At 70.1% G+C, this 26,028-nt stretch carries 29 protein-coding genes; 16 read left to right on the plus strand and 13 right to left on the minus strand.

Annotated features, from left to right (window positions below):
• Positions 1-243 precede the first annotated feature (243 nt).
• On the plus strand, positions 244-453 hold the full coding sequence (locus tag LG391_RS34145) for a cold-shock protein (RefSeq protein ID WP_225773564.1): 210 nt from the start codon (positions 244-246) through the stop codon (positions 451-453).
• Here the strand turns inward: LG391_RS34145 and LG391_RS34150 are convergent.
• Complete coding sequence (locus LG391_RS34150; protein WP_225773566.1) at positions 450-1,271, minus strand: IclR family transcriptional regulator; 822 nt, start codon at positions 1,269-1,271, stop codon at positions 450-452. The two genes, LG391_RS34145 and LG391_RS34150, sit on opposite strands and share 4 nt — an antisense overlap.
• Before the next feature lie 167 nt (positions 1,272-1,438).
• Between LG391_RS34150 and LG391_RS34155 the strand changes: the two genes are divergently transcribed.
• The 6 genes from LG391_RS34155 (at position 1,439) to LG391_RS34180 (ending at position 9,297) form a co-directional block, all read left to right on the plus strand.
• Positions 1,439-3,610, plus strand: coding sequence for a malate synthase G (locus LG391_RS34155; RefSeq protein ID WP_225773567.1), 2,172 nt, complete (start codon positions 1,439-1,441; stop codon positions 3,608-3,610).
• Between the two features lie 277 nt (positions 3,611-3,887).
• Entirely contained in the window at positions 3,888-5,120 is a 1,233-nt protein-coding gene (locus LG391_RS34160) for an ROK family transcriptional regulator (protein WP_225773569.1), read from the plus strand.
• The gene (locus LG391_RS34165) at positions 5,117-5,899 is read left to right on the plus strand and encodes an ATP-binding cassette domain-containing protein (RefSeq protein WP_225773571.1); all 783 of its coding nucleotides are present in this window, start codon (positions 5,117-5,119) and stop codon (positions 5,897-5,899) included. Before LG391_RS34160 ends, LG391_RS34165 begins: the two co-directional genes overlap by 4 nt.
• A 28-nt stretch (positions 5,900-5,927) precedes the next feature.
• Positions 5,928-6,971 carry a sugar ABC transporter substrate-binding protein gene (locus LG391_RS34170; protein ID WP_225773573.1) on the plus strand — a complete coding sequence of 348 codons (1,044 nt, stop codon included), beginning with the start codon at positions 5,928-5,930 and terminating at the stop codon, positions 6,969-6,971.
• Positions 6,972-7,140: 169 nt separating this feature from the next.
• Complete coding sequence (locus LG391_RS34175) at positions 7,141-8,169, plus strand: ABC transporter permease (protein WP_225773574.1); 1,029 nt, start codon at positions 7,141-7,143, stop codon at positions 8,167-8,169.
• Positions 8,170-8,274: 105 nt separating this feature from the next.
• Positions 8,275-9,297 (plus strand): ABC transporter permease, encoded by a 1,023-nt coding sequence (locus LG391_RS34180; RefSeq protein ID WP_225773575.1) that lies wholly within the window; start codon positions 8,275-8,277, stop codon positions 9,295-9,297.
• Positions 9,298-9,447: 150 nt separating this feature from the next.
• On the opposite strand, the gene otsA is transcribed toward LG391_RS34180, so the two are convergent.
• The 11 genes from otsA to LG391_RS34235 form a co-directional block, all read right to left on the minus strand.
• The gene (gene otsA, locus LG391_RS34185) at positions 9,448-10,818 is read right to left on the minus strand and encodes an alpha,alpha-trehalose-phosphate synthase (UDP-forming) (protein ID WP_225773577.1); all 1,371 of its coding nucleotides are present in this window, start codon (positions 10,816-10,818) and stop codon (positions 9,448-9,450) included.
• A 15-nt stretch (positions 10,819-10,833) separates the two neighbouring features.
• Entirely contained in the window at positions 10,834-11,592 is a 759-nt protein-coding gene (gene otsB, locus LG391_RS34190; RefSeq protein WP_225773579.1) for a trehalose-phosphatase, read from the minus strand.
• Between the two features lie 184 nt (positions 11,593-11,776).
• Complete coding sequence (locus tag LG391_RS34195; protein ID WP_225773581.1) at positions 11,777-12,118, minus strand: DNA-binding transcriptional regulator; 342 nt, start codon at positions 12,116-12,118, stop codon at positions 11,777-11,779.
• A complete protein-coding gene (locus tag LG391_RS34200) occupies positions 12,115-12,474 on the minus strand; it encodes an addiction module toxin RelE (RefSeq protein ID WP_225773584.1) in 360 nt (119 codons plus the stop codon). Before LG391_RS34200 ends, LG391_RS34195 begins: the two co-directional genes overlap by 4 nt.
• Before the next feature lie 80 nt (positions 12,475-12,554).
• Positions 12,555-13,559 carry a hypothetical protein gene (locus LG391_RS34205; protein WP_225773586.1) on the minus strand — a complete coding sequence of 335 codons (1,005 nt, stop codon included), beginning with the start codon at positions 13,557-13,559 and terminating at the stop codon, positions 12,555-12,557.
• Between the two features lie 79 nt (positions 13,560-13,638).
• Complete coding sequence (locus tag LG391_RS34210) at positions 13,639-14,298, minus strand: hypothetical protein (protein ID WP_225773588.1); 660 nt, start codon at positions 14,296-14,298, stop codon at positions 13,639-13,641.
• A gap of 57 nt (positions 14,299-14,355) precedes the next feature.
• Positions 14,356-14,721: a hypothetical protein gene (locus LG391_RS34215; protein WP_225773590.1), complete on the minus strand. Its 366-nt coding sequence runs from the start codon at positions 14,719-14,721 to the stop codon at positions 14,356-14,358.
• 34 nt (positions 14,722-14,755) lie between these two features.
• Complete coding sequence (pspC, locus tag LG391_RS34220; protein WP_225773592.1) at positions 14,756-15,157, minus strand: envelope stress response membrane protein PspC; 402 nt, start codon at positions 15,155-15,157, stop codon at positions 14,756-14,758.
• The gene (gene pspB, locus LG391_RS34225; protein WP_225773594.1) at positions 15,154-15,387 is read right to left on the minus strand and encodes an envelope stress response membrane protein PspB; all 234 of its coding nucleotides are present in this window, start codon (positions 15,385-15,387) and stop codon (positions 15,154-15,156) included. The genes pspC and pspB overlap by 4 nt, the downstream gene beginning before the upstream one ends.
• Before the next feature lie 57 nt (positions 15,388-15,444).
• Entirely contained in the window at positions 15,445-16,113 is a 669-nt protein-coding gene (pspA, locus tag LG391_RS34230) for a phage shock protein PspA (RefSeq protein ID WP_225773596.1), read from the minus strand.
• A 166-nt stretch (positions 16,114-16,279) separates the two neighbouring features.
• Positions 16,280-16,450: a hypothetical protein gene (locus LG391_RS34235; protein WP_225773599.1), complete on the minus strand. Its 171-nt coding sequence runs from the start codon at positions 16,448-16,450 to the stop codon at positions 16,280-16,282.
• Positions 16,451-16,607: 157 nt separating this feature from the next.
• Here LG391_RS34235 and pspF point away from each other — a divergent pair, with 157 nt between their 5' ends.
• The 4 genes from pspF to LG391_RS34255 all read left to right on the plus strand — a co-directional run bounded on the left by pspF (position 16,608) and on the right by LG391_RS34255 (position 20,159).
• On the plus strand, positions 16,608-17,621 hold the full coding sequence (pspF, locus tag LG391_RS34240) for a phage shock protein operon transcriptional activator (protein ID WP_225773601.1): 1,014 nt from the start codon (positions 16,608-16,610) through the stop codon (positions 17,619-17,621).
• A complete protein-coding gene (locus LG391_RS34245; protein ID WP_225773603.1) occupies positions 17,618-18,448 on the plus strand; it encodes an SDR family NAD(P)-dependent oxidoreductase in 831 nt (276 codons plus the stop codon). The genes pspF and LG391_RS34245 overlap by 4 nt, the downstream gene beginning before the upstream one ends.
• Before the next feature lie 119 nt (positions 18,449-18,567).
• Complete coding sequence (locus tag LG391_RS34250; RefSeq protein WP_225773605.1) at positions 18,568-19,452, plus strand: MBL fold metallo-hydrolase; 885 nt, start codon at positions 18,568-18,570, stop codon at positions 19,450-19,452.
• A gap of 95 nt (positions 19,453-19,547) precedes the next feature.
• Entirely contained in the window at positions 19,548-20,159 is a 612-nt protein-coding gene (locus tag LG391_RS34255) for a helix-turn-helix domain-containing protein (protein WP_225773606.1), read from the plus strand.
• Here LG391_RS34255 and LG391_RS34260 read toward each other — a convergent pair.
• Positions 20,125-20,730, minus strand: coding sequence for a hypothetical protein (locus LG391_RS34260; RefSeq protein WP_225773608.1), 606 nt, complete (start codon positions 20,728-20,730; stop codon positions 20,125-20,127). The two genes, LG391_RS34255 and LG391_RS34260, sit on opposite strands and share 35 nt — an antisense overlap.
• Before the next feature lie 139 nt (positions 20,731-20,869).
• Between LG391_RS34260 and LG391_RS34265 the strand changes: the two genes are divergently transcribed.
• The 5 genes from LG391_RS34265 (at position 20,870) to LG391_RS34285 (ending at position 25,760) form a co-directional block, all read left to right on the plus strand.
• Positions 20,870-22,078, plus strand: a complete 1,209-nt coding sequence (locus LG391_RS34265) for an ABC transporter substrate-binding protein (RefSeq protein ID WP_225773610.1) — start codon at positions 20,870-20,872, stop codon at positions 22,076-22,078.
• 8 nt (positions 22,079-22,086) lie between these two features.
• Entirely contained in the window at positions 22,087-22,845 is a 759-nt protein-coding gene (locus LG391_RS34270; RefSeq protein WP_225773614.1) for an ABC transporter ATP-binding protein, read from the plus strand.
• Positions 22,838-23,548, plus strand: a complete 711-nt coding sequence (locus tag LG391_RS34275; protein ID WP_225773616.1) for an ABC transporter ATP-binding protein — start codon at positions 22,838-22,840, stop codon at positions 23,546-23,548. The genes LG391_RS34270 and LG391_RS34275 overlap by 8 nt, the downstream gene beginning before the upstream one ends.
• A 366-nt stretch (positions 23,549-23,914) precedes the next feature.
• Positions 23,915-24,802, plus strand: coding sequence for a branched-chain amino acid ABC transporter permease (locus tag LG391_RS34280; RefSeq protein WP_225773617.1), 888 nt, complete (start codon positions 23,915-23,917; stop codon positions 24,800-24,802).
• 1 nt (position 24,803) lies between these two features.
• Complete coding sequence (locus LG391_RS34285; RefSeq protein WP_225773619.1) at positions 24,804-25,760, plus strand: branched-chain amino acid ABC transporter permease; 957 nt, start codon at positions 24,804-24,806, stop codon at positions 25,758-25,760.
• The last annotated feature ends 268 nt before the right edge of the window (positions 25,761-26,028 follow it).

The raw sequence follows: 26,028 nt of genomic DNA on the forward strand, positions 1-26,028 counted from the left end.
CATGATCCGGCCTTCAGGATCGGGGCGTCGAAGCGGGGACAGCAAAGCCAAGCACCGGGGCCGGATGTCGAGATCATTTCATCATCTTCTTGCCATCGCGACGAAACCCGCTCCATCATGGGTGGTCACTCCGGTTCGGATGGCCGGCCGACCGCAACCGCGGTCCTGGATCGTTGCCTTCGTGGGGACCGACTGACGCGTCGCGCGCTGTGGCGCGGCGCCATCCATCCTGGGAGGCGAGCGATGCCGATCGGCACCGTGAAATGGTTCAACAGCACCAAGGGCTTCGGGTTCATTCAGCCGGAAGGCGGCGGGCCGGACGTGTTCGTCCACATCTCCGCCGTCGAGCGCGCCGGGCTGCGCGGCCTGAACGAGGGCCAGCGGATCTCCTATGAGGAGCAGATGGACCCGCGCCGCAACAAGTCATCGGCCGAGAACCTGAAGGCCGTCTAGTCTTCCGGATCTGGCGCGCGCCCGCCCAGGGTGCGCGTCAGCTCCCGCGCGGTATCGCGCAGCAGCGGGCCCAGCACCGCCGCCCGCTCCGCGGTCAGCCGGGTGGCGAGGCCGGAGACCGAGATCGCGCACAGCGCCTCGCCCTGCGCGTCGTGCACCACGGCGGCGACGCAGCGCAGCCCGGTGACGAACTCCTCGTCGTCGACCGCATAGCCCCGTGCGCGCACCCGGGCGAGTTCCGCCGCCAGGCCGGCGGCGTCGGTCAGCGACCGGGGCGTGAGGCGCGGCAGCCCGTGCCGGGCAACCGCGGCCGCGACATCGGCCTCGGAATAGGTCGACAGGATCGCCTTGCCCATGCCGGAGGACGCCATCGGCGCCCGGCCGCCGACCCGGGTGATGGCGCGCATGATCTCGCGGCTCTCGACCTGGGTCAGGCACACCACCTCGCCGTCGTCGGCGACGCCGAGATTGGCGGTCTCGCGCGTCTGGTCGCGCAGCCGGCGCAGGAACGGCAGGGCCGGGGCGACGAAGTTGCGCTGCCGCACGAAGGCCGAGCCGACGGCGAAGGCCTGCCGGCCCATGTGCCACATCCCGTCCGACGGGTCGAACTGCACGAAGCGCCGCTGCTCCAGCGTCGTCAGCAGGCGGTGCGCGGTCGAGGGCGACAGGCCGGTGCGCAGCGCGAGGTCGGTCAGCCGCGTGCCCTCCTCGTCCTCGCCCAGCGCCTCGAGCAGCGACAGCGCCCGCTCCACCGACTGCACGCTGCCGGATCTGGCGGCGCCTTCCGCCTTGGCCGGCGCCGATCGCCTCTCTCTCATGACTCCATCCGACCTGAGGCCGTGCGGGACGCCGTCCCGCCCAAGGCTGTAGACTGTTCATAGCATCGCCGGTTTCCGCATCGCGGGAAACATCTCGCGGCGCCCTGGACCGGCCGCGGCCGTTCGACTAGCCGGATGAGCATGGCCCTTCAACCACGGCGCAGAGCATGACCACTGTTACCCGGCACACCTTGAAGGTGGCCTCCTCCCTGGCGGATCTGGTCGAGCGGGAGATCGCCCCCGGCACCGGCGTCGACCCGGACGCGTTCTGGCGCCACTTCGCCGCGATCGTGGCGGAGCTCGGCCCGGTCAACCGGGCATTGCTGACTGAGCGCGACCGGCTGCAGCGGGAGATCGACGCCTGGCACAAGGAGCGGCGGGGCCGGGGCTTCGACCCGGCCGAATACCGCGCCCTCCTGACCGCGATCGGCTATCTGCGCGAGGGGGGGCCGGATTTCGCCGTCGACACCGCCAATGTCGATCCGGAGATCGCCACCATCGCCGGGCCGCAGCTGGTGGTGCCGGTGATGAACGGACGCTTCGCCCTGAACGCCGCCAATGCCCGCTGGGGCAGCCTGTACGACGCGCTGTACGGCACCGACGCGATCCCGCAGACCGGCGACCTTGCGCCCGGCGCCGGCTTCAACCGCAAGCGCGGCCAGGCGGTGATCGCCGAGGCGGCGCGGCTGCTGGACACCGCCATCCCGCTCGCCGCCGGCCGCCACGGCCAGGTCGCGGAATACCGCCTGGCCGGCGCGGCGCTGGAGATCGCGCTCGCCGACGGGTCGACCACCACCCTCGCGCATCCGGAGCAGTTCGTCGGCCATGCCGGCGAGGACGGGACGCGCCGCCTGCTGTTCCGAAACCACAACCTGCATGTCGAGCTGCAGATCGACCGGTCGCACCCGATCGGCGCCGACAACCCGTCGGGTGTCAAGGACGTGGTGCTGGAGGCGGCGATCACCACCATCCAGGACTGCGAGGATTCGGTCGCGGCGGTCGACGCCGAGGACAAGGTCGCGGTCTACCGCAACTGGCTGGGGCTGATGAAGGGCGACCTGGCCGAGACCTTCGTCAAGGCCGGCAGGACGATGACCCGCCGGCTGGCGGAGGACCGCACCTACACCGCCGTTGGCGGCGGTACCCTGACCCTGCCCGGCCGGAGTCTCATGCTGGTCCGCAATGTCGGCCATCTGATGACCACAGACGCGGTGCTGGACCAGGACGGCAACGAGGTGCCGGAAGGCTTCCTCGACGCCATGGTCACCTCGCTCTGCGCCGTCCACGACCTGAAGAAGACCGAAGGGCCGCGCAACAGCCGGACCGGCAGCGTCTACATCGTCAAGCCGAAGATGCACGGGCCGGACGAGGCGGCGCTGACCGACGCGCTGTTCGCCCGGGTCGAGGACGCGCTGGGCCTGCCGCGCCACACGCTGAAGGTCGGCGTGATGGACGAGGAGCGGCGGACCACCGTCAACCTGAAGGAGTGCATGCGCGCGGTGCGGCACCGGCTGGTGTTCATCAACACCGGCTTCCTGGACCGGACGGGCGACGAGATCCACACCAGCATGCTGGCCGGGCCGGTGCTGCCGAAAGGCGACATCAAGGACGCCGTCTGGCTGGCCGCCTATGAAGACAACAATGTCGACCAGGGGCTGGCGGCCGGGCTGAAGGGCCGGGCGCAGATCGGCAAGGGCATGTGGGCCAAGCCCGACGCCATGGCCGAGATGCTCGCCGCCAAGATCGGCCATCCCCGCGCCGGGGCCAGCACCGCCTGGGTGCCGTCGCCGACCGCGGCCGTTCTGCACGCGACGCACTACCACGCGGTCGACGTCGCGGCGCGGCAGGAGGAGCTGAAGTCCCGGCCGAAGGCGAAGCTGGACGCGATCCTGACCCCGCCGCTGCTCGGCGGCCGCAACCTGGCGGCGGAGCAGGTGCAGCGCGAGCTGGACAACAACGCCCAGGGCATCCTGGGCTATGTCGTGCGCTGGATCGACCAGGGCATCGGCTGCTCCAAGGTGCCGGACATCAACGATGTCGGGCTGATGGAGGACCGCGCCACGCTGCGCATCTCGTCCCAGCACATCGCCAACTGGCTGAAGCACGGGCTGTGCACGGAGGAGCAGGTGCGGGAGACGATGCGGCGCATGGCGGCGGTGGTCGACGGCCAGAACGCCGGCGACCCGCTGTACCGGCCGATGGCGCCGGATTTCGACCGCAGCATCGCCTTCCAGGCGGCGCTGGACTTGGTGCTGCTGGGCCTCGACCAGCCCAACGGCTACACCGAGCCGATCCTGCACCGCCGCCGCCGCGAGGCCAAGGCCGCCGCGGCGGGCTGAGCGCAGGGCACCGGCGGCGAGACAGCTGTTTGGGGCGCCTCGCCGCCGGCTCCCGATCTCGTGCCCGAGACCAGTTCCGCTGCTCAGGTGGGGTTCGACAGCGGCGACTCCAGACAATGCCCGACACCCGGCCGCGCGTCAGTTCGGCCGATCGGATGCTCCCCAGGGCCGCTGATGCACCCTGTGGAGGATCCGGCCCCCGGCCGCTTCCGACCGAATTCATAAATCCGTTTGACGAATTCCGGCGCCGGGATCACGCTTCGGGTCGGGAGGCTGCATGGCGACGCGGCTGAAGGGCACGAACCAGGATCTCGGACGGCCGTACAACCGGCGCATCGTGTTGGAGGCGGTGCGCCTGCACGGGCCGATTTCGCGCGCCGAGATCGCCCGGCTGGTGGCGCTGAGCCCGCAGACCATCACCAACATCATCCGCGAATTCGAGGAGATGGGCCTGCTGACCGCCCGGCGCGAGACGCCGAAAGGTCCGGGCCAGCCGGCGATCGAGCTGGCGATCGACCCGGACGGCGGCTTCGCCGTCGGGCTGCAGCTGATGCGGGACCGCCTGCGCGGCCTGCTGCTGGACCTGACCGGCGCCGTGCGCGACCACGCCCAGACATCCCTGCCCGCCGCGACCCCCGACACCGCGCTGCCGGCCATGGCAGACATGGTGGCGCGGCTGCGCGCGGCGGCGCCGGGCCGGGTGCTGGGCGTCGGCCTCGCCATGCCCGGGCCCTTCGATGTCGAGGCGATGAGCTTCGTCGGCCCCACCACCCTGTCCGGCTGGGCCGGCGTGAAGGTGGCGGAGCGGCTGCGGCAGGTGACCGGCCTGCCCGCCTTCGTCGGCGGCGACGCACCGGCCGCGGCACTGAGCGAGGCGATGTTCGGCCTGGGCCGCAGCCTGCGCGATGTCTTCTACATCCATTTCGGCTTCGGCCTGGGCGGCGGGCTGGTGGTCGACGGCCAGGTGCACCAGGGCGCCTGGGGCAATGCCGGCGAGTTCGGCCACATGCCGGTGGTGCCGGGCGGCCGCGCCTGCAGCTGCGGCAACGAGGGCTGCCTCGAGACCTATGTCTCGGTGCACGCGCTGCGCACCGCCTTGGCCGAAGCCGGGGTGGCGCTGGACCTGGCCGATCCCGCGGCGGCCGACCATCCCGCCGTCGCCGCCTGGATCGAGACCGCGGTGCCGCCGCTGCGCCGCGCCATCTGCAGCATCGAGAACCTGCTGGACCCGGCCTGCGTCGTGCTGGGCGGGGAGATGCCGGAGGCCATCCTGCACCGGCTCGCCGGGCGGCTGGACCCGCTGCTGCCCTCCGTCAGCCGGCGCAGCGACCGCACCCATCCGCGCCTCGCCTTGTCCGCGATCGGCGCCGACAACGCGCTGGTCGGGGCCGCGGTGCTGGCCATCTCCGGCCTGCTGTCGCCGCGCTCCGGCCTGCTGTTCGCCGAGGCCGGGCCGGCGCCGCCGCCGGCCCGGCTTGCCACCGCCATCGCCACGGAGGGACGGGCATGACCGATACCGCCCAGATCGCAACCGGAGACCGGGAGCTGCTGCGGCTGGAGCACATCCAGATGCGCTTCGGCGCGGTCACGGCGCTGGCCGATGTCAGCTTCACCGCCCGCGCCGGCGAGGTGCTGGCCCTTCTGGGCGACAATGGCGCCGGCAAGTCGACCCTGATCAAGATCATCTCCGGCGGGCTGCAGCCGACCGCGGGCCGCGTGGTCTTCGACGGCGAGGAATGCCGCTTCGCCAGCCCGGCCGATTCCAAGGCGCGCGGCATCGAGACGGTCTACCAGGACCTGTCGCTGTGCATGAATGTCGACGTCGTCGCCAATTTCTTCATGGGCCGCGAGCTGACCCGCAAGGTCCTGGGCATTCCGGTGCTGCGCGAGCGCGAGATGCAGGCGATCACCGAACGCGCGCTCGGCGCCGCCGGCACCCGCATCCCCTCGGTCCGCACCAATGTCGAGCACCTGTCCGGCGGCCAGCGCCAGGTGATCGAGCTGAGCCGCTTCGTCCATTGGGGCGGCAAGATGGTGATGCTGGACGAGCCCTTCGCGGCGCTCGGCGTCGAGCAGACCCGGCGGGGGCTGGAGATGATCGCGCGGGTGCGGGACCAGGGCGTCGCCGTGATCCTGATCACCCACAACATGACGCATGCCTTCCAGGTGGCGGACCGGATCGTGGTGCTGCGCCACGGCCGGGTGTCCGGCGACGTGGCGACGGCCGGGACCAGCCCCGAGGAGGTGGTGCGGATGATCACCGGCGACGTGACGCAGCGCGTCGCCTGAAGAAAACCGGAACAGAGGAGGCAGCATCATGCGGATTGCGCGACGGACCCTGGGGGCGGCCGCGATCGCCCTCGCGACCCTGGCGGCGGGCGGCGCCTTCGCCCAGGACAAGGGCAAGGTCTACTACCTGGTGCCGACGCTGCTGGACGAGTTCCAGACCGAATCGGTGGCGGTGATCACCAGCACGATGAAGCAGGTCGGCTACGAGACGGTGTCGCTGGACGCCCAGAACCGCACCGACCTGCAGCTGAACCAGATCGACGACGTGATCAAGCTGAAGCCGAAGGCGATCGTGCTGGCCGCGGTCGATTTCGATTCGGTGGTGCCGGGGGTGGAGCGGGCGCGGGCCGCCGGCATCCCGGTGCTGGTGTTCGATCGGCAGATCAAGAGCACCCCGTTCGACCTGACCTCGGTCGCCGGCACGGTCGAGATCGGCGAGATCGCGGCCGACCAGATCCAGGGCCTGCTGAAGGCGCGCCACGGATCGGTAAAGGGCAAGGTGCTGCAGATCCTGGGCGACCCGGGCGACAGCTACACGCTCGACATCCAGAAGGGCTTCGAGGCCAAGATGAAGGCCTTCCCGGATGTCAAGATCATCACCCAGGCAGCGCTGCAATGGGAGGCGACCAACGCCGGCAACATCGCCTCGGACCAACTGCTGACCAACCCGGACATCGACCTGGTCTTCGTCCATGCCGCGCATCTGGCGGTGCCGGTGGCCGCGATCCTGGAGGCCAAGGGCAAGAAGCCGGGCGACGTCATGCTGGTCAGCTCGAACGGCGCGCCGGTGGGCCTCGACCTGATCCGCAAGGGCTGGGAGCAGGTGGAGGTGGAGCAGCCGCTCTACGCGCAGGCCTATGGACTGGCGATGTTCATCGACAAGATCGTGGCCAAGGAGGAGCTGAAGCCCGGCACCTATGACGTGCTGGGGCTGAAATCCGAGCTGACGATCGAATCCTGGGGCCCGAACCTGAAGATCCCGGGCGCCGCGATCACCAAGGCCAATGTCGACGACCCGCGCTTCTGGGGCAACCTGAAGCCGCCGGCCACGCCGGTGCAGCCGGTGAAGTGAGACGGGCGAAAACCTTCGAGCGCCCCTCCCTCACCGTCATTGCGAGGAGGCGAAGCCGACGAAGCAATCCAGGGGCCGGCGCGTGCTGCCCTGGATTGCTTCCCCCGGCTCAAGGCCGGGGTCGCAATGACGGCGGAGGGAGTTGCGGCAGCCCCTTCCCTGAGGACCGATGATGGACCGCACCGTGGCCCAGTCCGCTTCCCCGACCGCCGGCCGGCGCGCCTGGATCGAGCCGGTGCTCGACAACCTGGTCTGGCTGATCCTGCTGGCCGTGCTGGCGATCTTCTCCCTCGCCATCCCCGGCTTCTTCCAGGCCGGGATCTTCACCAACATCCTGGAGCAGTCGACCTTCGTCGGCGTCCTCGCCGTCGGGCTGTCGCTGGTGATCATCGCCGGGCAGATGGATCTGTCGATCGAATCGACCATGGCGCTGGCGGCGATGGTCACGGCGCTGCTGTTCGGCACCGCCGGCGCCGGGCTGGGCTGGACGCTGGACCCGCCCTGGCTGGCGGTGCTGGTCACGCTGGTCGGCGCGGTCCTGGTGGGGTGCGTGGTCGGGCTGGTCAACGCCGTGCTGGTGGTGCGGTTCAGGATCAACGCCTTCATCGTCACCCTCGCCGGCTACATCGCCCTGCGCGGCGCGGTGGTGGCGTCGTCCGGCGGCCGGTCGGTCTTCGGCCTGCCGGCCGAGATCCGCGCCGTCTCGACCAGCAATCTCTTCGGCATTCCGGTGCCGGGGCTGATCCTGATCGCGGTGTTCGTCGTCTTCGGCTTCATGCTGCGGAAGACGCCGTTCGGCCGGCACCTCTATATGGTGGGCGGCAACCCGCAGGCGCCGTTCCGCGCCGGGATCAAGGTCGACCGGCTGGTGATGATCGCCTTCGTCCTGGCCGGCGGCCTCGCCGCCTTCGCCGGCTGGCTGCTGGCCGCCCGCACCGCCGGCGCCACCGCCAATCTCGGCGTCGGCATGCTGTTCCAGACCTTCGCCGCGGTGGTGATCGGCGGCGTCAGCCTGAAGGGCGGCATCGGCGGCCTGTCCGGCGTGTTCGCCGGCGTGCTGCTGCTGGCCGCGATCCAGACCGCGATCAACGTCATGGGCATGCCGCCGCACTACACCCAGGTGATCCAGGGCGTCCTCGTGCTGGCCGCAGTGCTGCTGGACACGCTGAAGACCTCGATCCGCAAGCGGTATCTGTAGCGCCGACGGCTCCGTCGCGCCTTTCAGGCCCCTTGCGGGACGGGCAAGGGGAGCCGAAAAGGGGTTCGACATGCGAATGCCGCAGCCATTGCCCGAGGCCAGCCGATGGACCGCACCGCGGCGCAGCCAGCGTCCCCGACCGCCGACCGGCGCGGTTCCGTCTGGGCCGGGCCGGTGCTCGACCACATCGTCTGGCTGATCCTCCTGGCCGTGCTGGCGGCGTTCTCGCTGACGATCCCCGGCTTCTTCCAGGCCGGCACCTTCACCGGCATCCTGCAGCAGTCGACCTTCGTCGGCATCCTCGCCGTCGGCCTGTCGCTGGTGATCATCGCCGGGCAGATGGACCTGTCGATCGAATCCGTGCTGGCGCTGTCGGCCATGACGACGGCTCTGCTCCTCGGCACCACGGGCCCCGGGCTGGGATGGGCGCCGGACCCGCCCTGGCTGGTGGTGCCGGTGACGCTGGCCGGCGCGATCCTGCTGGGCGGCCTGATCGGCCTGGTCAACGCGGCGCTCGTGGTGAGGTTCAAGGTCAACGCCTTCGTCGTCACCCTCGCCGCCTACGTCATTCTCTTCGGCGCGGCGGTGGCGTCTTCCGGAAACCGCGCGGTGTCCGGCCTGCCGGCCGAGCTGCGCGCCGTCGGCGCCGGCACGATCCTGGATGTTCCGGTGCCGACCTGGATCTTGGTCGCGGTGTTCGTGGCGTTCGGCCTCGTCCTGGCCAGGACCCCGTTCGGCCGGCGCCTGAGCATGACCGGCAGCCGGCCGGGACCGGCGCAGGACGGGGCCGGCCGGCTGGTGACGATCGCCTTCATGCTGTCCGGCGGCCTCGCCGCCTTCGCCGGCTGGCTGCTGGCCGCCGGCACCGCTCGCGTCACCCCCTATCTCGGCGTCGGCATGCTGTTCGAGACCTTCGCCGCGGTGGTGATCGGCGGCGTCAGCCTGAAGGGCGGCGCCGGCCGTCTCTCCGGCGTCTTTGCCGGCGTGCTGCTGCTGAGCGCGATCCACGCCGCGATCGACATCATGGGCATGCCGCCGCTCTACCTGCAGGTGATCCAGGGCGCCCTGGTGCTGACGGCGGTGCTGCTGGACACGCTGAAGGCCTCGATCCGGAAGCGGTATCCGTAGTCCGCTAAGAGACCGTTTGGAAATGCGCTGGTGTGAGTCGGCTGGCGGTGGTTTCGAGAACCGGCGCGCAGCGGACGTTTGGGTCCGTGAGCACCGGAAGCGCAGAAACCGGCGTCAGACGGCCGCACCAGTAGCATTTCCAAACGGTCTCTAAGCCGCAGCCCCCTCCAGCGCCGCCAGGAAGCGGCGCCGCCAATGGCCGATGTCGTTGCCGCGCAGCACCCGCATCAGCGCGGCGTGGCGCTCGCGCCGCTCCTCCACCGGCATGGTCAGGGCCCGCTCCAGCGCCTCGGCCACGCCCTCGACGTCGAAGGGGTTGACGATCAGCGCCGCGTCCAGCTCCTCCGCCGCGCCGGCGAATTCCGACAGCACCAGCACGCCCGGATCCTCCGGGTCCTGCGCCGCGACATACTCCTTGGCGACCAGGTTCATGCCGTCGCGCATCGGCGTCACCAGCCCGACCCGGGCCGAGCGGTAGAAGCCCAGCAGCGTCTTGCGCGGCACGCTCTTGTTCAGGTAGCGCAGCGGCACCCAGTCGATATCGGCGAACTCGCCGTTGATCGACCCGGCCAGGCTTTCCAGCTGGTGCCGGATCTCCTGGTACTCGGCGACGTCGCTGCGGGTGGGCGGCGCGATCTGCATGAACGACACCCGGCCGCGCCGGTCCGGCCAGCGTTCCAGGAGGGTGCGGAAGGCCTCGAAGCGCCGCGGCAGGCCCTTGGAGTAGTCGAGCCGGTCGACGCCGATGATCAGGTCGCGCCCGACCAGGCTGTCGCGCAGCCGGTGCGCCGACCGCATGTTCCAGGCGGCCGGGGCGTCGGCCGCGATCTCCTCGGTCTCGATCGAGATCGGGAACGCCTCGACCACGATCCGGCGGCCGTCGACCTCGACCCGCCCGTCGGTGGTCTCGCGCCAGTTGCGGTGCCAGGCGGCGAGCAGGGCGTCGCGGTCGCGCGTGGTGTGCAGCCCGACCACGTCATAGGCGGCGAGGTCCTGCAGCAGCGCCTGGTATGTCGGCAGGGTGCGCAGCACCTCGGGCGTCGGGAACGGCGTGTGCAGGAAGAAGCCGATCGGTGCCGTGACGCCGCGGTCGCGCAGCGCGCGGCCCAGCGGGATCAGCTGGTAGTCGTGCACCCAGATCTGGTCGCCGGGGCGCAGCAGCGGCAGCAGGGCGTCGGCGAACAGGCCGTTGACCCGGCGGTAGCCGTCCTCCGCCGCCCGGCTGTAATGGGTCAGCTGGATCCGGTAGTGGAAGATCGGCCACAGCGTCGAATTGGCATGGCCGTTGTAGTAGAGGTCGAAATCGGCCTGGGTCAGGTCCAGCATCGCATAGGTCAGCGGCCCGGCGCGCTTCAGCTTCGGCTGCGCCGTCGCCTCCGCCACCAGCTTGCCGCTCCAGCCCAGCCAGATGCCGCCGGTCTCCTTCAAGGCCGCGAGCACCGCGACGGCGAGGCCGCCCTGCGGCGCCTTGCCCTCTTCCACCGGGGCGATGCGGTTCGAGACCACGATCAGGCGGCCCATTCCGTTCCCTTCTCGTCAGCGGGAGGCGGCCAGGCGTGCGATCCAGGCGCGCATGGCCGCGGGATCAGGCAAACGCCGGTTCGCCACGGTCGGTTCCCTGTCGCCGACCTGGAGCGCGATGCCGCCCCGGCGCAGCGCCGCGGCGAAGGCGTCCTCGTCGGTAACGTCGTCGCCAGCGGCCAGCGGCCGGCGGCCGGCGAAGGGGGACAATTCCAGGAAGCGGTCGACCGCGGCGCCCTTGTCGACGCCGTCGGGCTTGAGCTCGACCACCATCTTGCCGGAAAGGGCATGCCAGCCCGGGGTTCCGGCCAGGAGCGCGTCGGCGAAGGCGATCACCTCCGGCCCGAGGGCCGGCGCCTGGCGGTAGTGGATCGCGACCGCCGCCCCCTTGGGCTCGACCCGTAGGCCGGGCTTTGCGGCGGCGAATCCGGCCAGGGACGAGGCCAGCCGGTCGAGCACCGCGCGGTCGACCGGGACGCGCTCGACCGGCCCGGCCGGCGTCGCGCGCCATTCCAGGCCATGCTGCCCGGCGGCGGGCAGGGAGAGCGGCGCGAACAGCCGGTCGAGATCGGCAATGGCCCGGCCGGAGACCAGGGCGAGGGCGCCGCCGACCCGGGCGGAGAGCCGCTCGAGATCGCCGATCAGGCCGGGCGGCACCACCACGTCCTCGGGCCGCTCCGCCAAGTCGATCAGACAGCCATCGACGTCGAGGAACAGGGCCATGCCGGAAATACTGTCGGCGAAGGCAGTCGAGTCGATGGTCTGCGGCGCCATGCGCGGTCACATCTCCATGTCAATTTTCCGTAAAGATTGCCGACCCGGAACGAAGCCGGACACGACAACAGACGCGCCGGCCGCCGGATCTGGCCGGCAGATCGGTGTGTCTATTGTCTGTTTTAAGGACGATAGCCGGCACTTGCAAGGGAACGGGCCGACAAGATGCGGATCGGCTTCACGTTCATCCCTGCGGATCCGATGTCGCGTGGCCCGCCAGCGCGCGCCGCACGGCGTCGGGCTCGCGTTCGATCACGCGCAGCAAGACCCGTGCCGGTCCTTCCGGCCGGCGGACGCGCTGCTCCCATTTCCTCAAAGTCGGCAGCGCGACGCCGAACGCGGCGGCGAAGGCCGGCTGGCTCATGCCGAGCCGGCGGCGCGCCGCCCGCACGTCGACGTCCGGAATCTCGACCGGCTCGTGAACGCGGCCGGCCGCCATGTCGCCCTTGACGATGGCGACGGCCTGCTCCAGTGAGGCCACCAATTCGTCGGCCAGATCGATCGCCTTACCCCTACGCTTTGTCATCGGTCGATTCTCCCATGCCCTCGGCGCTTCCGCGCCTCATCCTTCAACATCTCGACCAATCGGAGCATGACCCTGCGCTGCTCGGCAGACGGGTTGATCTGTTCGTTCTTGCCGTAGAGCAGCAGGGCCAGCACCGGCGTGTCGTCGTCCAGCAGATAATAGATCACCCGAAATGCGCCGCTCTTGCCCCGGCCCAAAGGCGCAAACCGCATCTTGCGAATGCCGCCGAGTCCCGGGATCAAGGCACCGGCCCGCGGAGTCAGGGCGAGGATCGTGATCAGATCGGCCCGGTCCTCGGGCGACAGCAGAGCGTCGGCACGACGAGTGAAGATCGGCGTTTCGACGACGCTGTGCATGCTTGGACAATAACCCATTGGGTTACTTTCGACAAGCACAACGGGAGAATGACCAAGGAAATCTCCAGGGGCGCCAGCCGTCAGGGATCGGCTCCGAAATGGCCCCGGAAGAAGGCGACGACATCGCTGTCGAGCTGCCGATGGAAGGCGGCCCGGTCGAAGCCGGGGGCATCGACGCACGCCCGCGCCCAGACCTTGGGATCCGCCAGCTCGAGGCGCGGATTGCAAGGCGCCAGGAAAGCATAGTGGCCGGCGCCCTCGACCCGATGATAGTCGGGCGGCACCGGCAGGGCCTGGCGCACGGGCGCGGCGTTCGTCGCCTCGGGCACCACCCTGTCGGCGGTCCCGGTCCAGAGCTGGACCGGCACGGCGACCGCGGCCAGCGCGGCCTTGTCGAAGGCGAAGCCCAGGCCCGGCGCCGCGATCACGGCGGCCCGGATGCGCAGATCATGGGTCCAGACGGGGGCGGGGCGCCCGGCCGGCCTCGTGCCGGAACTGTTCTTCTCTCCTGCGGCGCAGGCCGGCTCCTCAGGAACTTGCCGGCAGTGCTCGACCAGCAGCCGCAGATCCGGCGTGCCGCCGATCGCCACCAGGGCGGTGAAGCCGCCGGCCGAGAAGCCGAAGATGCCGATCCGCAAGGGATCGAGCCGGTCGTGCCCGGACCAGCCGGTGAGCATGGAGTCGAGCACCCGGCTGACATGGCGCGGCCGGTCCTGGTTCCGGCGCGCCGCCGGATAGCTGTTGTCCTTGCGGTTGTTGCCGGTGTGGGTGACCGCGACCGCCACGAAGCCGGCCTCGGCCAGGGTCTTGGCCAGGCCGGCATGGCTGCCGAGCGACCCACCGCTGCCATGGGAGATCACGACCAGCGGCAGCCGGTCGCCCAGGACCGGCGCGTCCAGCGCCAGCGCCTGGCCGAAGGGGGTGTTCGGCTGCTCCGGCACCGCCGCGTCGCTGGGGTACCAGATGCCGATGGCGAGCGGGCGGTCGTCCGGGTCGGGCGCGGTCGCTCGCTGGAAGCCGACCGCACCGGCCGGTCCTGCCGCGAGCAGGAGCACGGCCGCCAGCATCGAGGCCAGGATCCTCACGATTCCCCCCCTTTTATGCCCCCACGGGGCGCGGCATCGGACCTGCGGATGCTGGGATGGCCGGCGCCGTGCGCCAGGCTCAGTCGGCGTAGCCGATGCGGGCGCGGACAAATTCGCCCTTGATCGAAACCAGCGGCCGGTCGACGGCGCTGGCGGGGATGGTGCTGTCGACGACCGACATCCGGGCGTCGACCTGATAGCTGACCGGGGTGCCGCGGCGGAAGCCGAGGTCGAGATCGGCGGCGTCGGCCTGGATGCGGATCGCCTGGCCCGGATCGTTGGCGCGCAGCGTTGCCTGCAGCGCCCGGGCCGAGAGGTCGAGCGTCCGGGCCTGGCCGGCCAGCGACAGCTCGGCCGCCTGGACCTCGACCGCGACGGCGCCGAAACGGCCGCTCAGCGTGGCCGAGACCGCGGCCGGCCGCAGGGACAGGTCAGCGCCGGGCCGGAGGTTGAGCGACAGCGACGGCCGGCAGTCGCGCGGCCAGACCGAGGACTGCTCGCGGACATCGACGGTCAGGACGCGGCCCTCGACCCGCAGGGTCGCGGCGCAGTCCTCCGACCGCTGCAGCGTCGCCAGCAGCGGCCGGCCGGGATCGGTGGTGGCGGTGACGGACAGGCCGCCGCCGGTCACCACCACCGTGTCGACCCCGGAGAGATCGATCGGCGCCGCCAGCTCCGCCGCGGAGGGATCGGCGGTGCCCAGTCCCGCCAGGAAGGCCAAGGTCTGCAACGAACCCATCACGATCCCTCCTCAGACGGCCGGCGGCGCCGGCCTGGTTTCAGCGATGCATCGGGGTCAGCGGTACAGCGGCGTGCGGTTGGCGACGGCCATCCAGCCGCGGACGACGCGGTAGACGGTCCACAGCCACAGCAGGCCCAGGAGCGGCCAGCCGACCAGCACCCAGGTCAGGGCGCCGAACAGGAGGCCGAGCAGCAGGAACGCCCAGAAGGTGCGGATCGCCCAGGTGAGGTGGTCCCAGCCGACGGTGCCGCGGGCGTCGCCGCGCGCCAGATAGGCGATGACCACGCCGATCAGCATCGGCAGGGCGGTGAACAGCGAGACGGCGTAGATGGCATAGACGACATGGCCGACCGTGCTCAGGCTGCCGCGCGTGCCGCGCGGCGAGACGATGTCGTAGTCCGGTCGGTAGGAAGCGGCCATTTCTGGCTCCTTTCTTCAGGGTGGATCCGGAGATTCAACGACCTTCGAGGTCGCGAAAGTCCCGGTTCAGCTTGAACTCGCTGGAGGTGACGTAGCGCTCCATCCCCACCAGGCGCTGCTCCAGCTCGCGGAAGTTGTGGCGGATGGCGGAGAAGGTGTCGGCCGGCTGGACCGAGACCGAGCGCCAGAACACCTCCTCGTCCGGGCTGCGATACAAGAGCCTCGGCCGGCGCTTCAGGAACACCGCCGCCGCCAGATAGGCGATCAGGATGTGCGGGAAGAAGATGAACGCCAGGACGACGGTGCCGAAGCGGACCTTGCCGGGCGACACCCCGAAATAGGCGGCGATCCCGGCGCAGACGCCGAGGAACACCCCGTTGTCCGGATCGCGGTAGAGGCGATGCGGGTTCGGCGATTCGGTGAAGCGGTCGGTCACGGCGTCGGCCTCCGCCACTGCGGCGCCTCGGCGTCGAGGATCTTCTCGAGTGTCTGGATCCTCAGCTCCATCCGCTTGGCGCTCTCCCACAGGTCGACCAGCATGCGCTCGTCCTCGCGCGACAGCGTCCGGGTCGACCGCCAGCGGGTGACGTAGTGCAGCACCAGCCAGATCGGCGCCACGATCACCAGGAAGAGGATGACCGGGACGAAGAAGAAGGCGTGAAACATGGTTGTCCTTGCGTCTGCGGCCCGGCGGAAGACGCCGGGCCGGTTTGACGAAAGCGATCAGCCGCCGGTGCGGCCGAGGCGGGCCTTGATCGCCTGCAGCTCCTTCTCGACGCCGCCCTCGGCTTCGAGCTCGGCGAACTCGTCCTGCAGCGTCTTGCGCCGGCCGAGATCGAAGGACTCGACCTGGCCCTCCAGCGTGTCGATCTTGCGCTCGATCTGCTCGTAGCGGGCCAGCGCCTCGTCGATCCTTCCGTCATGCAACTGGGTGCGGATGCGGATCTGGTCGCGCGCCGCGTCGTGCCGGATGGCGAAGGATTTCTGCTTGTTCTTGGCCTCGGTCAGCTTGGCTTCGAGCCGGCCGAGATCCTCGTTGGTCTTGGCCAGTGCGGCCTCGATCGTCTCCAGCTCGCGGCGCAGCAGGTCGGCCGCGGTCGCGGCCTGGGCCTTGGCGACCAGCGCGCCCTTGGCTAGGTCCTCGCGGCCCTTCTCGACCGCCAACTCGGCCTTGCGCTGCCATTCGGCCTGCGCCGCTTCGAGCTGGTCGACCTTGCGCAGGATGTCCTTCTTCTCCGCGATCGAGCGGGCGGCCGCGGCGCGCACCTCGACCAGCGTGTCCTCCATCTCCTGCACGATCAGCCGGACGATCTTCTCGGGATCCTCGGCGCGGTCGAGCATGGAATTGATGTTGGAGTTGATGATGTCGCCAAGGCGGGAAAAGATACCCATCACACGGTCCTCTTTCGATCCATAAGGTCTGCCCGGAAGCTCGTCCTGGTGAGTCGGCTGGCGTGGGTTTCGAGAACCGGAGCGCAGCGGACATGAAGGTCCGTGAGCACCGGAAGCGCGGAAAGCCACGTCAGACGGCCGCCGGGGCGAGTTTGCGGGCGGGCTGTTACAGGAACAGGGAAGCGATCAGCACACCGGCGCCGAAGAACACCCAGTTCTCGGTCGGCCGGCTGCTGATCCAGGCCAGCAGGCGCTCGCCCGTGCGGCGCCAGTCGGCGGTTCCGGCGCTGCGGCCAGTGCGGAAGCGGGTGCCGGTCGGGTCGAAGCCGTAGCTCATTGGTCCTCCTCAAGCCCGATGCGTTCGGGTCATCCCCCTGGGTTGCAAAGCCCGTGCCAAAGTCGAATCCGCCGGTTTCCGCCGCTTCGCTCGGATCAGCCCTTGATCCTTCGGCGGGAATTTCCAATTCTTCGGAACATTTCGCCGAAAGGAACCCATGGTCGACGGTCTGCCGCATCTGCTGGGCGAGGCGCCCGCCTTCGTCGACCTCTTGGACCGGGTTTCGGCCGCGGCCGCGCTGGACCGGCCGGTGCTGGTGATCGGCGAGCGCGGCACGGGCAAGGAGCTGATCGCGGCGCGGCTGCACTTCCTCTCCCCGCGCTGGGACCGGCCCTTCGTCAAGCTGGACTGCGCCGCGCTGTCGCCCGAGCTGCTGGAGAGCGAGCTGTTCGGACACGAGGCCGGCGCCTTCACCGGGGCGGTCCGCCGCCATGTCGGCCGGTTCGAGCGCGCCGACGGCGGCACCCTGTTCCTCGACGAGCTGGCGAATGCCAGCCTGCGGGTGCAGGAGAAGCTGCTGCGCGCGATCGAGTACGGCGAGATCGAGCGGGTCGGCGGCACCCAGGCCATGACGGTCGACGTCCGCGTCGTCGCCGCCACCAATGTCGACCTGCCGGGCGAGGTCGCGGCCGGGCGCTTCCGCGGCGACTTGCTGGACCGTCTGGCCTTCGACGTGCTGACCGTGCCGCCGCTGCGCGCCCGGCCGGAGGACATCCCGCTGCTGGCCGCGCATTTCGCTCAAGGAATGGCCCATGTCCTCGACCGGCCGGGATTCCCGGGGTTCGCTCCCGCGGCCATGACGGCGCTGCAGGGCCATCCCTGGCCCGGCAACATCCGCGAGCTGAAGAACGCGGTCGAGCGCGCGGTCTATCGCACGCCGCCGGGCGAGACGGTGGTGGAGATCGTGCTGGACCCCTTCGCCTCGCCCTGGCGGCCGAAAGGCCAGCAGACCGGCGCCGGAGCCGAGACTCCCGCCGCCGCGCCGCCCCTGCCCTATGATTTCCGGGCGGAGATCGCGGCGGTCGAGAAACGCTGGCTGGAGGCGGCGCTGCAGGCCCATGGCGGGCACCAGGGTCGCGCCGCCGGCGCGCTCGGCCTCGGCTACGACCAGCTGCGGCACCTCTTGCGCAAGCACGGCATCTCGGCACGAGCGGTGGGAGAGGACGCATGAAGACCGTGCTGATCACCGGCTGCAGCTCCGGCTTCGGCTTCGCCGCGGCGCAGCGCTTCGCCGCCGCCGGCTGGTCTGTGCTGGCGACGCTGCGCGGCCCCGCCGACCGGCCGGAAGCGGCGGCGCTGGCGGCGATCCCCGGCGTCACCGTGCTGACGCTCGACGTCACCAACCCGGCGCAGCGGGCGGCGGCGGCCGCTGCGGTGGCCGATGGCCTCGACTGCCTGATCAACAATGCCGGCTATGGCCTCTACGGCCCGGTCGAGGCGCTGGACGACGATCAGATCCGGCGCCAGATCGCGACCAACCTCGAGGCGCCGATCCTCCTGACCCGCGACCTGCTGCCGGCGCTGCGGCAGCGGCGCGGCCGGGTGATCAACATCTCCTCGGTGCTCGGCTTCATCGGCACGCCCTTCATGACGATCTACTGCGCCAGCAAGCACGGCCTGTCCGGCTTCAGCGAGGCGCTGCGGCTGGAGCTGGCGCCGCATGGCGTGCAGGTCTGCGCGGTCGAGCCCGGGCGCCACGACACCGGCTTCAACGCCCGGCTGGACCACCCGGTGCCGGCGGCGGACTCGCCCTATCGCGGCGCATATGACCGGTCTGCGGCCCGGCGGGCGGCGCTGGGCGGGGTGGCGCCGGAGCGCGCGGCCGCGATCAGCGGCCGGGCGGCGGCGCGGCTGCTGCGCCTGGCCGAGGCGCGGCGGATGCCGGCGCGGCTGCGCCTGGGTGCCGATTCCAAGGCGGTGTTCTGGATCAAGCGGCTGATCCCGGCGGCGCTGTTCGACCGGCTGATGATCTTCGCGACGGGGCGCGGGGTGAACTGAGGGAAATTCTTCTATAGGAGATTAAATTCTGCTATAGAAGACACCCTAGGTTGGATCCGGCCTCGGCACGGCCGTCGCCATGGAAGCGAACCGTGCCGTCATCTGAGGGCTTTGGCGCCATGACACATCGCAACAGTCCGGGAGCGGCCGGTGCGGCCGCTTCGCAGAACGATGCCTCGGCCGGTGAGCCGCGTCTGAAAAGGACGGCGTCCGGCACGAACTTCGCGCGCTACGAATTCGGCGATCTCACCGTGATCGCCCTCCGCGACGGCCATGTGGACATGCCGCCCAGCCGCCTGCGCCAGGCGGGCGACCGTCCTTTCGGATCGGACATGCCGGCCCAGGTGAGGCTGGTCGACGGGCACCTCCGCCTGTCGGTCAACGCCTTTCTGGTGATCGATCGCGACCAGCATGTGCTGATCGATACGGGCGCGGCGAATGCGTGGCTGCCGACGATGGGCTTGCTGCTCGATGCGCTGGCCGAGGCGGGCGTGGCGCGTGAGAGCATCGGGACCGTCGCCGTCACGCACACCCATGCGGACCACGTCCACGGCCTGGTGGCCGCCGACGGCTCGGATGCCTTTCCCAACCTCCGGCGGCTGCTCGTTCCGCAAGAGGAAGTGTCGATGTTCGACGGGTACGAACGGCTTTCCCGGTTTCGCCGGTCGCGTCTGCCGTTCGGGGACGGCTTCAGGCTGAGCGACAGCATCACCGCCGTTCAGGCGCATGGCCATGAAGCCGGACACACCGCATTCGAGGTGTCGGGCGGAGGCGAGACTCTGCTGATCTGGGGGGATCTCATCCATGTGCCCTCGATCCAGTTCGAAAGGCCGGAGCTGACCTGGGAGTTCGATGCCGATCAGGGTCAGGCGCGTTCAACCCGACGGAGGCTGCTGGAGCGCACGGCGCGGCGCGGCGTGTTCGTCGCCGGTGCGCATCTCGATTTCCCGGGCGTCGGGTCTGTCGAGCGCGCCGGTCAGGCCTATCGGTTCCTGCCGCTCTGATCCCGTGGGCGCCTCGGCGCCGGCCGCCCGGGTGACATGCGCCCGCCCCGTATCTAGGATGGCCGCCGAAGCACGCGAGCGGAAAGCGCAGCCACTTGAGGAACTCTGGACAAGCCCGGCCCGGGGCACGCGATGCCGCCAGCGCTTTCGGCGACCGTGTCCGAACCCTCCGCGAGCAGAAGACTCTCACGCTTGAACAGCTCTCCCGATTGTCCGGGGTGAGCCGGGCGATGCTGTCCAAGATCGAGCGGGGAGAGAAGAGCCCGACCATCGGCGTCGCCAAACAGATCGCGCACGCTCTCGGCGCCTCATTCTCGTCCCTTGTCGGCGACGAGGCGCCGACGCGCCGCGCCTTCGCGCTCGTGACGAAGGATCAGCGCCAGGTGTTCCGGGATCCGGAGACGGGGTTCGAACGCTCCCTGCTGTCACCGAACATGCCCGGCATGACCGTCGAGGTCGTTCTGCACCATCTGCCGGCGAACACGTCGACCGGCCGTTCGCCGCCGCACCCGTCGGGGACCGGCAAGCACGTCGTGGTCTCCCGCGGTCACGTGGTCGTCGCGACCCCGGACGACGAGACTGTGCTGAACGAGGGTGACTGCCTGTATTTCGAGGCGGACGTCGAACACTGGTTCGAGAACCGCACATCCGGGCCGGCGGAATACTATCTGATCATCTCGGCGCCGCCCGCGAACCGCTCGTCCTAGGGCTTCCGAAGCCCGGCGGCCGGCCGACCTCCACCGGCGCGTCGGTGCCGCAGGCGAAGCTCCGCGCCCGCTCGTCGGCCAGCCTGCGGGCGGCCTCGTTGGCCTCGGGATGGCCGCTGGCCGTCACCAGCCCGACGACGCAGCCCTGCCGGTCCGCCAGCTGCGCGACCCTGGACACCACCAGCACCTCGGTCCGCTGCCCCTCCGCCCCCTCGACCGTCCAGCGATGGATCGTGGCGAAGGGCGTGCTGCGGTCGCCCTCGTTTTCGATCCGCCACTCGATCCTGGGTCCGACGGCGTTGAAGGCGGCGAAGGTCTCGAACGGCCGGTCGCCTGCCGGCGGGAATCCGTAGAAGGCCGAAGCCCGCAGGTCGGCGATCGACAGCAGCACCGGGTAGCCGCGCCAGCCGCTGCACACGAAATCCTGCCAGTCGCCGTCATCCGGCCCGGCCATGGCGACGGTGGCGCAGTCGCGGCCGAAATCGAGATCGGTGTAGGCGCTGGCGATCTCGCCGGCCGCCGCGGGGCCGGCCCCGGCGAGGACGGCCAGGCCGATCAGGGTGTTCCGCATCGGACTCCTCCGCTCGAACCGGAAGACAGTAACGGATTTCCTCCCGCACTGCGAAAAGGCGATTGCACCGCCCGCCCCGACTCAGGCAGGGTTCCGAAAACTTAAAATCCTGGCGAATGCACCGTCATCGGGAGGCACCATGAAGCGGAACGCTGTTGCTGTCGGGCTGCTGGCCGCAGGCTTGGCCTGGCCGGCCGCGGCCCAGGTCTCGGGCAACGTGGTCAAGATCGGCGTCCTGAACGACCAGTCCGGCGTCTATGCCGATTACGGCGGCAAATGGTCGGTCGAGGCCGCGAAGATGGCGGTCGAGGATTTCGGCGGCAAGGTGCTGGGCGCCCCGATCGAGATCGTCTCCGCCGACCACCAGAACAAGCCCGACATCGGCTCGAACATCGCCCGGCAGTGGTTCGACGTCGACGGCGTCGACATGATCAGCGAGCTCACCACCTCCTCCGTCGCCCTCGCGGTGCAGGCGCTGGCGGCCGAGAAGCACAAGGTCACCATCACCTCCGGCGCCGTCACCGCGGACCTAACCGGCAAGGCCTGCACCACCACCGGCTTCCACTGGGCCTTCGACACCCATGCGCTGGCGGTCGGCACCGGCGGCGCGCTGGTGGAGCAGGGCGGCGACAGCTGGTTCTTCCTGACCGCGGACTACGCCTTCGGCTATTCGCTGGAGGAGCAGACCAGCAAGTTCGTCACCTCCAAGGGCGGCAAGGTGCTGGGCAGCGTGCGCCACCCGCTGAACACCACCGACTTCTCCTCCTTCCTGCTGCAGGCCCAGGCCTCCGGCGCCAAGGTGGTCGGCCTGGCCAATGCCGGGCTCGACACCGCCAACGCGATCAAGCAGGCGGCGGAGTTCGGCATCGTCGCCGGCGGCCAGAAGCTGGCCGGCCTGCTCTTCACCCTGGCCGAGGTGCACGGCCTCGGCCTCGAGGCGTCGCAGGGCCTGGTGCTGACCGAGGATTTCTACTGGGACCGCAACGACGAGAGCCGGGCCTTCGCCCAGCGCTTCTTCGAGCGCACCCAGCGCATGCCGAACTCGGTCCAGGCCTCGGAATACTCCTCGGTGCTGCAGTATCTGAAGGCGGTGCAGGCCGCCGGCACCGACGACGGCGAGAAGGTCGCGGCCAAGCTGAAGGAGCTGCCGGTCGACGACGTCTTCGCCAAGAACGGCAAGGTCCAGCCGGACGGCCGCATGGTGCACGACATGTACCTGTTCCAGGTCAAGGCGCCGTCGGAGAGCAGCAAGCCCTGGGACTACTACAAGCTGCTGGCCACCATCCCCGGCGACCAGGCCTTCCTGAACCCGCAGGAGAGCGGCTGCCCGCTGACGGCGAAGAAGTAAGACGGCTGATGGCGGATTCCCAGCCGATCCTGGTGGCGGAGGGCCTGACCAAGGCCTTCCGCGGCTTCATCGCGGTCAAGGGCGTGGACCTGAGCGTGCGCGAGGGCACGATCCACGCCCTGATCGGCCCGAACGGCGCCGGCAAGACCACCGTCTTCAACCTGCTGACCAAGTTCCACCAGCCGACCTCCGGCCGCATCGCCTTCAAGGGCGAGGACATCACCCGGCTGAAGCCGGCCGAGGTGGCGCGCCGCGGCCTGGTGCGCTCGTTCCAGATCTCGGCCGTGTTCCCGCATCTGACGGTGCTGGAGAACGTCCGGGTGGCACTGCAGCGGCCGGAAGGCCTGTCGCGCCAGTTCTGGCGCTCCGACCGGGTGCTGCGCCGGCTGGACACGCGCGCCCTCGAGCTGATCGAGGCGGTGAACCTGACGGAGTTCGCCCGCACCGCCGCGGTCGACCTGTCCTACGGCCGCAAGCGGGCGCTGGAGATCGCCACCACCCTGGCGCTCGACCCGCCGATGCTGCTGCTGGACGAGCCGATGGCCGGCATGGGCCATGAGGAGATCGGCCGCATCGCCGAGCTGATCCGCAAGGTCGGGGCCGACCGCACGGTGCTGATGGTCGAGCACAACCTCTCGGTGGTGGCCGACCTGTGCCACCGGGTCACGGTGCTGCAGCGCGGCGAGATCCTGGCCGAGGGCAGCTACGCCGAGGTTTCGGCCGACCCGCGGGTGCGCGAGGCCTATATGGGGTCGGACCATGGCTGAACCCGCCCCTCTCCTGCATGTCCGCGGCCTGCAGGGCTTCTACGGCGAGAGCCACGTGCTGCACGGCGTCGACCTCGACGTGTTCCCGGGCGAGACCGTGACCCTCCTGGGCCGCAACGGTGCCGGCAAGACCACGACGCTGCGCGCCATCATGGGCATCCTGCGCCGCCGCCAGGGCACCATCCGGATGGACGGGACCGACCTGATGGCGACGCCGCCGCACCGCGTCGCCCGCGCCGGCATCGGCTATGTGCCGGAGGAGCGCGGCATCTTCGCCTCGCTGTCGGTGGCGGAGAACCTGACGCTGCCGCCGAAGGTGGCCGAGGGCGGCATGAGCCTGGCCGAGATCCACCGCCTGTTCCCGAACCTTGCCGAGCGGGCGGGCAGCCAGGGCACCAAGCTGTCGGGCGGCGAGCAGCAGATGCTGGCGATCGCCCGGGTGCTGCGCACCGGCGTGCGCCTGCTGCTGCTGGACGAGCCGACCGAGGGCCTGGCGCCGGTGATCGTGCAGCGCATCGGCGAGGTGCTGCGCACGCTGAAGGCGCAGGGCATGACCATCCTGCTGGTCGAGCAGAACTTCCGCTTCGCCAGCACGCTCGCCGACCGGCACTACCTGATGGAGGACGGCCGCGTGGTGGCCGAGATCCGGCGCGAGGAGATGGCCGGCAAGATGGATCTGCTGCATGAGACGCTGGGGGTCTGAGATGGGAATGCGATCCCCGACCGCGCTTCTTCCCCTCTCCTTGCGGGCTATGGCGTTCGCACATCTGCGGATCGCCCGGACAGGTCCTGGACGCGAGAACAGATTGCCTCTCCCGCTCGCGGGAGAGGTCGGGCTCGCGAAGCGAGACCGGGTGAGGGGCGTCGCGGTCTCGCCGAGAGCACGGCCCTGCCGCGAGCAAGCGGATGATCCGCTCACGATACTGAGGCCTCGGTTCCCGGGGTCACGGCCGTTGGCCCTGACCCGGAGCCGCTGGCGCGGCTCCGACCTCTCCCGCAAGCGGGAGAGGCAATCGGAATGTGCCGGAGGGCTGGGGACTGACAGGCCGGAACGGCAAGGAGCGGTTCGATGATCCCGCTGCTCGGCATCCCGACCCAGGTGCTGTTCGGCCAGCTGCTGCTGGGGCTGATCAACGGCTCCTTCTACGCCCTGCTCAGCCTGGGCCTGGCCGTGATCTTCGGCCTGCTCAACGTCATCAACTTCGCCCATGGCGCGCAGTACATGCTGGGCGCCTTCGCCGCCTGGATGCTGCTGACCTTCCTCGGCATCGGCTACTGGCCGGCGCTGGTGCTGGCGCCGATCGCCGTGGCCATCACCGGGATCGTGCTGGAGAAGCTGTTCCTGTCGCGTCTCTACCGGCTAGACCCGCTCTACGGCCTCCTGCTCACCTTCGGCGTCACCCTGATCCTGGAGGGGCTGTTCCGCAGCCTCTACGGCACCTCGGGCCAGCCCTACAGCCCGCCGGCGATGCTGACCGGCGCGGTCAATCTCGGCTTCATGGTGCTGCCGATCTACCGCGGCTGGGTGGTCCTGGCCTCGCTGGTGATCTGCTTCGCCACCTGGTTCGTGATCGAGAAGACGCCGCTGGGCGCCACCCTCCGCGCCGCCACCGAGAACCCGACCCTGGTCCAGGCCTTCGGCATCAACGTGCCGCGGATGATCACCCTGACCTACGCCTTCGGCGTCGGCCTCGCCGGCCTCGCCGGGGTGCTGGCGGCGCCGGTCTACCAGGTCAGCCCGCTGATGGGGTCGAACCTGATCATCGTCGTCTTCGCCGTGGTGGTGATCGGCGGCATGGGGTCGATCCTCGGCGCCATCGTCACCGGCTTCGCGCTCGGCATCTTCGAGGGGCTGACCAAGGTGTTCTACCCGCCGGCCTCGAACATCGTGGTCTTCGTCATCATGGCGCTGGTGCTGCTGGTCCGCCCCGCCGGCCTGTTCGGGCGGGAGCGCTGAGATGGCGGCGATCGATCAGGGCCGGGCGGAAGCCCTGAACGGCACGAGGATCGCGGTCGCCCTGGCGGTGGCGGTCCTCGCCCTCGGCGCGCCCTACGTGCTGTACCCCGTCTTCCTGATGAAGCTGCTGTGCTTCGCCCTGTTCGCCTGCGCCTTCAACCTGCTGATCGGCTATGTCGGCCTGCTGTCCTTCGGCCACGCCGCCTTCTTCGGCGGCGCCGCCTATGTCAGCGCCCATGCCGCCAAGGTCTGGGGCTGGCCGCCGGAGGCGGCGATCCTGGCCGGCACCGCCGCCGCCGCGGCGATGGGGCTGGTGATGGGCTTCCTGGCCATCCGCCGCCAGGGCATCTACTTCGCGATGATCACCCTGGCGCTGTCGCAGATGGTGTTCTTCGTCGCGCTGCAGGCGCCCTTCACCGGCGGCGAGGACGGCATCCAGTCGGTGCCGCAGGGCCGCATGTTCGGCCTGTTCGACCTGTCGGAGTCGCTGACCTTCTACTACGTCGTGCTGGCGATCTTCGGCCTCGGCTTCTTCGTCATCTGGCGCATCGTGCACTCGCCCTTCGGCCAGATCCTGAAGGCGATCCGCGAGAACGAGCCCCGCGCCGTCTCGCTGGGCTACCGGGTCGACGCCTACAAGCTGACCGCCTTCGTCATGTCGGCGGCGCTGGCCGGCCTGGCCGGCGGCACCAAGGCGCTGGTGTTCCAGCTGGCCTCGCTGACCGACATCCAGTGGCAGATGTCGGGCGAGGTGATCCTGATGACGCTGCTGGGCGGCATCGGCACCTTGGTCGGCCCGGTGGTCGGCGCCGGGCTGGTGGTGACGCTGCAGAACTACCTGGCCGAATCCGCCCTGCCGGTGACGGTGGTGACCGGCGCCATCTTCGTCGTCGTCGTCCTGCTGTTCCGCCGCGGCATCGTCGGCGAGATCGCGCACTGGCTGCGGAAGCGGGGATAGGGCTGGGGCGCTCCGGCCGGCTGTCACACCGATCGGCCGGCCTGCGAACAGATTGCCTCTCCGCTTGCGATACCTTTTCAGAATCACTCCTGCGCTCCGCCGTGGATTTTTATCCTCCCCCTCCCCCCGCGGGAGGGGGTAGGGGGAGGGGGTGTCGATGACGAGAGCCGGCGTACGATTCCGAGGATTTCTGCCGGACTGCGGCGACGCTCGACATCGGTTGCGGCGGCGCCAAACCCCTCCCCCTGCCCCCCTCCCGCAAGGGGAG

Source organism: Inquilinus sp. Marseille-Q2685, from assembly GCF_916619195.1.
Taxonomy (GTDB): domain Bacteria; phylum Pseudomonadota; class Alphaproteobacteria; order DSM-16000; family Inquilinaceae; genus Inquilinus.

What these genes read in the sequence shown, in the direction of transcription:
- LG391_RS34145 (WP_225773564.1), top strand. Translation starts at nt 244, where the DNA reads ATGCCGATCGGCACCGTGAAATGGTTCAACAGCACCAAGGGCTTCGGG.
- LG391_RS34150 (WP_225773566.1), bottom strand. Translation starts at nt 1,271, where the DNA reads ATGAGAGAGAGGCGATCGGCGCCGGCCAAGGCGGAAGGCGCCGCCAGA.
- LG391_RS34155 (WP_225773567.1), top strand. Translation starts at nt 1,439, where the DNA reads ATGACCACTGTTACCCGGCACACCTTGAAGGTGGCCTCCTCCCTGGCG.
- LG391_RS34160 (WP_225773569.1), top strand. Translation starts at nt 3,888, where the DNA reads ATGGCGACGCGGCTGAAGGGCACGAACCAGGATCTCGGACGGCCGTAC.
- LG391_RS34165 (WP_225773571.1), top strand. Translation starts at nt 5,117, where the DNA reads ATGACCGATACCGCCCAGATCGCAACCGGAGACCGGGAGCTGCTGCGG.
- LG391_RS34170 (WP_225773573.1), top strand. Translation starts at nt 5,928, where the DNA reads ATGCGGATTGCGCGACGGACCCTGGGGGCGGCCGCGATCGCCCTCGCG.
- LG391_RS34175 (WP_225773574.1), top strand. Translation starts at nt 7,141, where the DNA reads ATGATGGACCGCACCGTGGCCCAGTCCGCTTCCCCGACCGCCGGCCGG.
- LG391_RS34180 (WP_225773575.1), top strand. Translation starts at nt 8,275, where the DNA reads ATGGACCGCACCGCGGCGCAGCCAGCGTCCCCGACCGCCGACCGGCGC.
- otsA (WP_225773577.1), bottom strand. Translation starts at nt 10,818, where the DNA reads ATGGGCCGCCTGATCGTGGTCTCGAACCGCATCGCCCCGGTGGAAGAG.
- otsB (WP_225773579.1), bottom strand. Translation starts at nt 11,592, where the DNA reads ATGGCGCCGCAGACCATCGACTCGACTGCCTTCGCCGACAGTATTTCC.
- LG391_RS34195 (WP_225773581.1), bottom strand. Translation starts at nt 12,118, where the DNA reads ATGACAAAGCGTAGGGGTAAGGCGATCGATCTGGCCGACGAATTGGTG.
- LG391_RS34200 (WP_225773584.1), bottom strand. Translation starts at nt 12,474, where the DNA reads ATGCACAGCGTCGTCGAAACGCCGATCTTCACTCGTCGTGCCGACGCT.
- LG391_RS34210 (WP_225773588.1), bottom strand. Translation starts at nt 14,298, where the DNA reads ATGGGTTCGTTGCAGACCTTGGCCTTCCTGGCGGGACTGGGCACCGCC.
- LG391_RS34215 (WP_225773590.1), bottom strand. Translation starts at nt 14,721, where the DNA reads ATGGCCGCTTCCTACCGACCGGACTACGACATCGTCTCGCCGCGCGGC.
- pspB (WP_225773594.1), bottom strand. Translation starts at nt 15,387, where the DNA reads ATGTTTCACGCCTTCTTCTTCGTCCCGGTCATCCTCTTCCTGGTGATC.
- pspA (WP_225773596.1), bottom strand. Translation starts at nt 16,113, where the DNA reads ATGGGTATCTTTTCCCGCCTTGGCGACATCATCAACTCCAACATCAAT.
- LG391_RS34235 (WP_225773599.1), bottom strand. Translation starts at nt 16,450, where the DNA reads ATGAGCTACGGCTTCGACCCGACCGGCACCCGCTTCCGCACTGGCCGC.
- pspF (WP_225773601.1), top strand. Translation starts at nt 16,608, where the DNA reads ATGGTCGACGGTCTGCCGCATCTGCTGGGCGAGGCGCCCGCCTTCGTC.
- LG391_RS34245 (WP_225773603.1), top strand. Translation starts at nt 17,618, where the DNA reads ATGAAGACCGTGCTGATCACCGGCTGCAGCTCCGGCTTCGGCTTCGCC.
- LG391_RS34250 (WP_225773605.1), top strand. Translation starts at nt 18,568, where the DNA reads ATGACACATCGCAACAGTCCGGGAGCGGCCGGTGCGGCCGCTTCGCAG.
- LG391_RS34260 (WP_225773608.1), bottom strand. Translation starts at nt 20,730, where the DNA reads ATGCGGAACACCCTGATCGGCCTGGCCGTCCTCGCCGGGGCCGGCCCC.
- LG391_RS34265 (WP_225773610.1), top strand. Translation starts at nt 20,870, where the DNA reads ATGAAGCGGAACGCTGTTGCTGTCGGGCTGCTGGCCGCAGGCTTGGCC.
- LG391_RS34270 (WP_225773614.1), top strand. Translation starts at nt 22,087, where the DNA reads ATGGCGGATTCCCAGCCGATCCTGGTGGCGGAGGGCCTGACCAAGGCC.
- LG391_RS34275 (WP_225773616.1), top strand. Translation starts at nt 22,838, where the DNA reads ATGGCTGAACCCGCCCCTCTCCTGCATGTCCGCGGCCTGCAGGGCTTC.
- LG391_RS34280 (WP_225773617.1), top strand. Translation starts at nt 23,915, where the DNA reads ATGATCCCGCTGCTCGGCATCCCGACCCAGGTGCTGTTCGGCCAGCTG.
- LG391_RS34285 (WP_225773619.1), top strand. Translation starts at nt 24,804, where the DNA reads ATGGCGGCGATCGATCAGGGCCGGGCGGAAGCCCTGAACGGCACGAGG.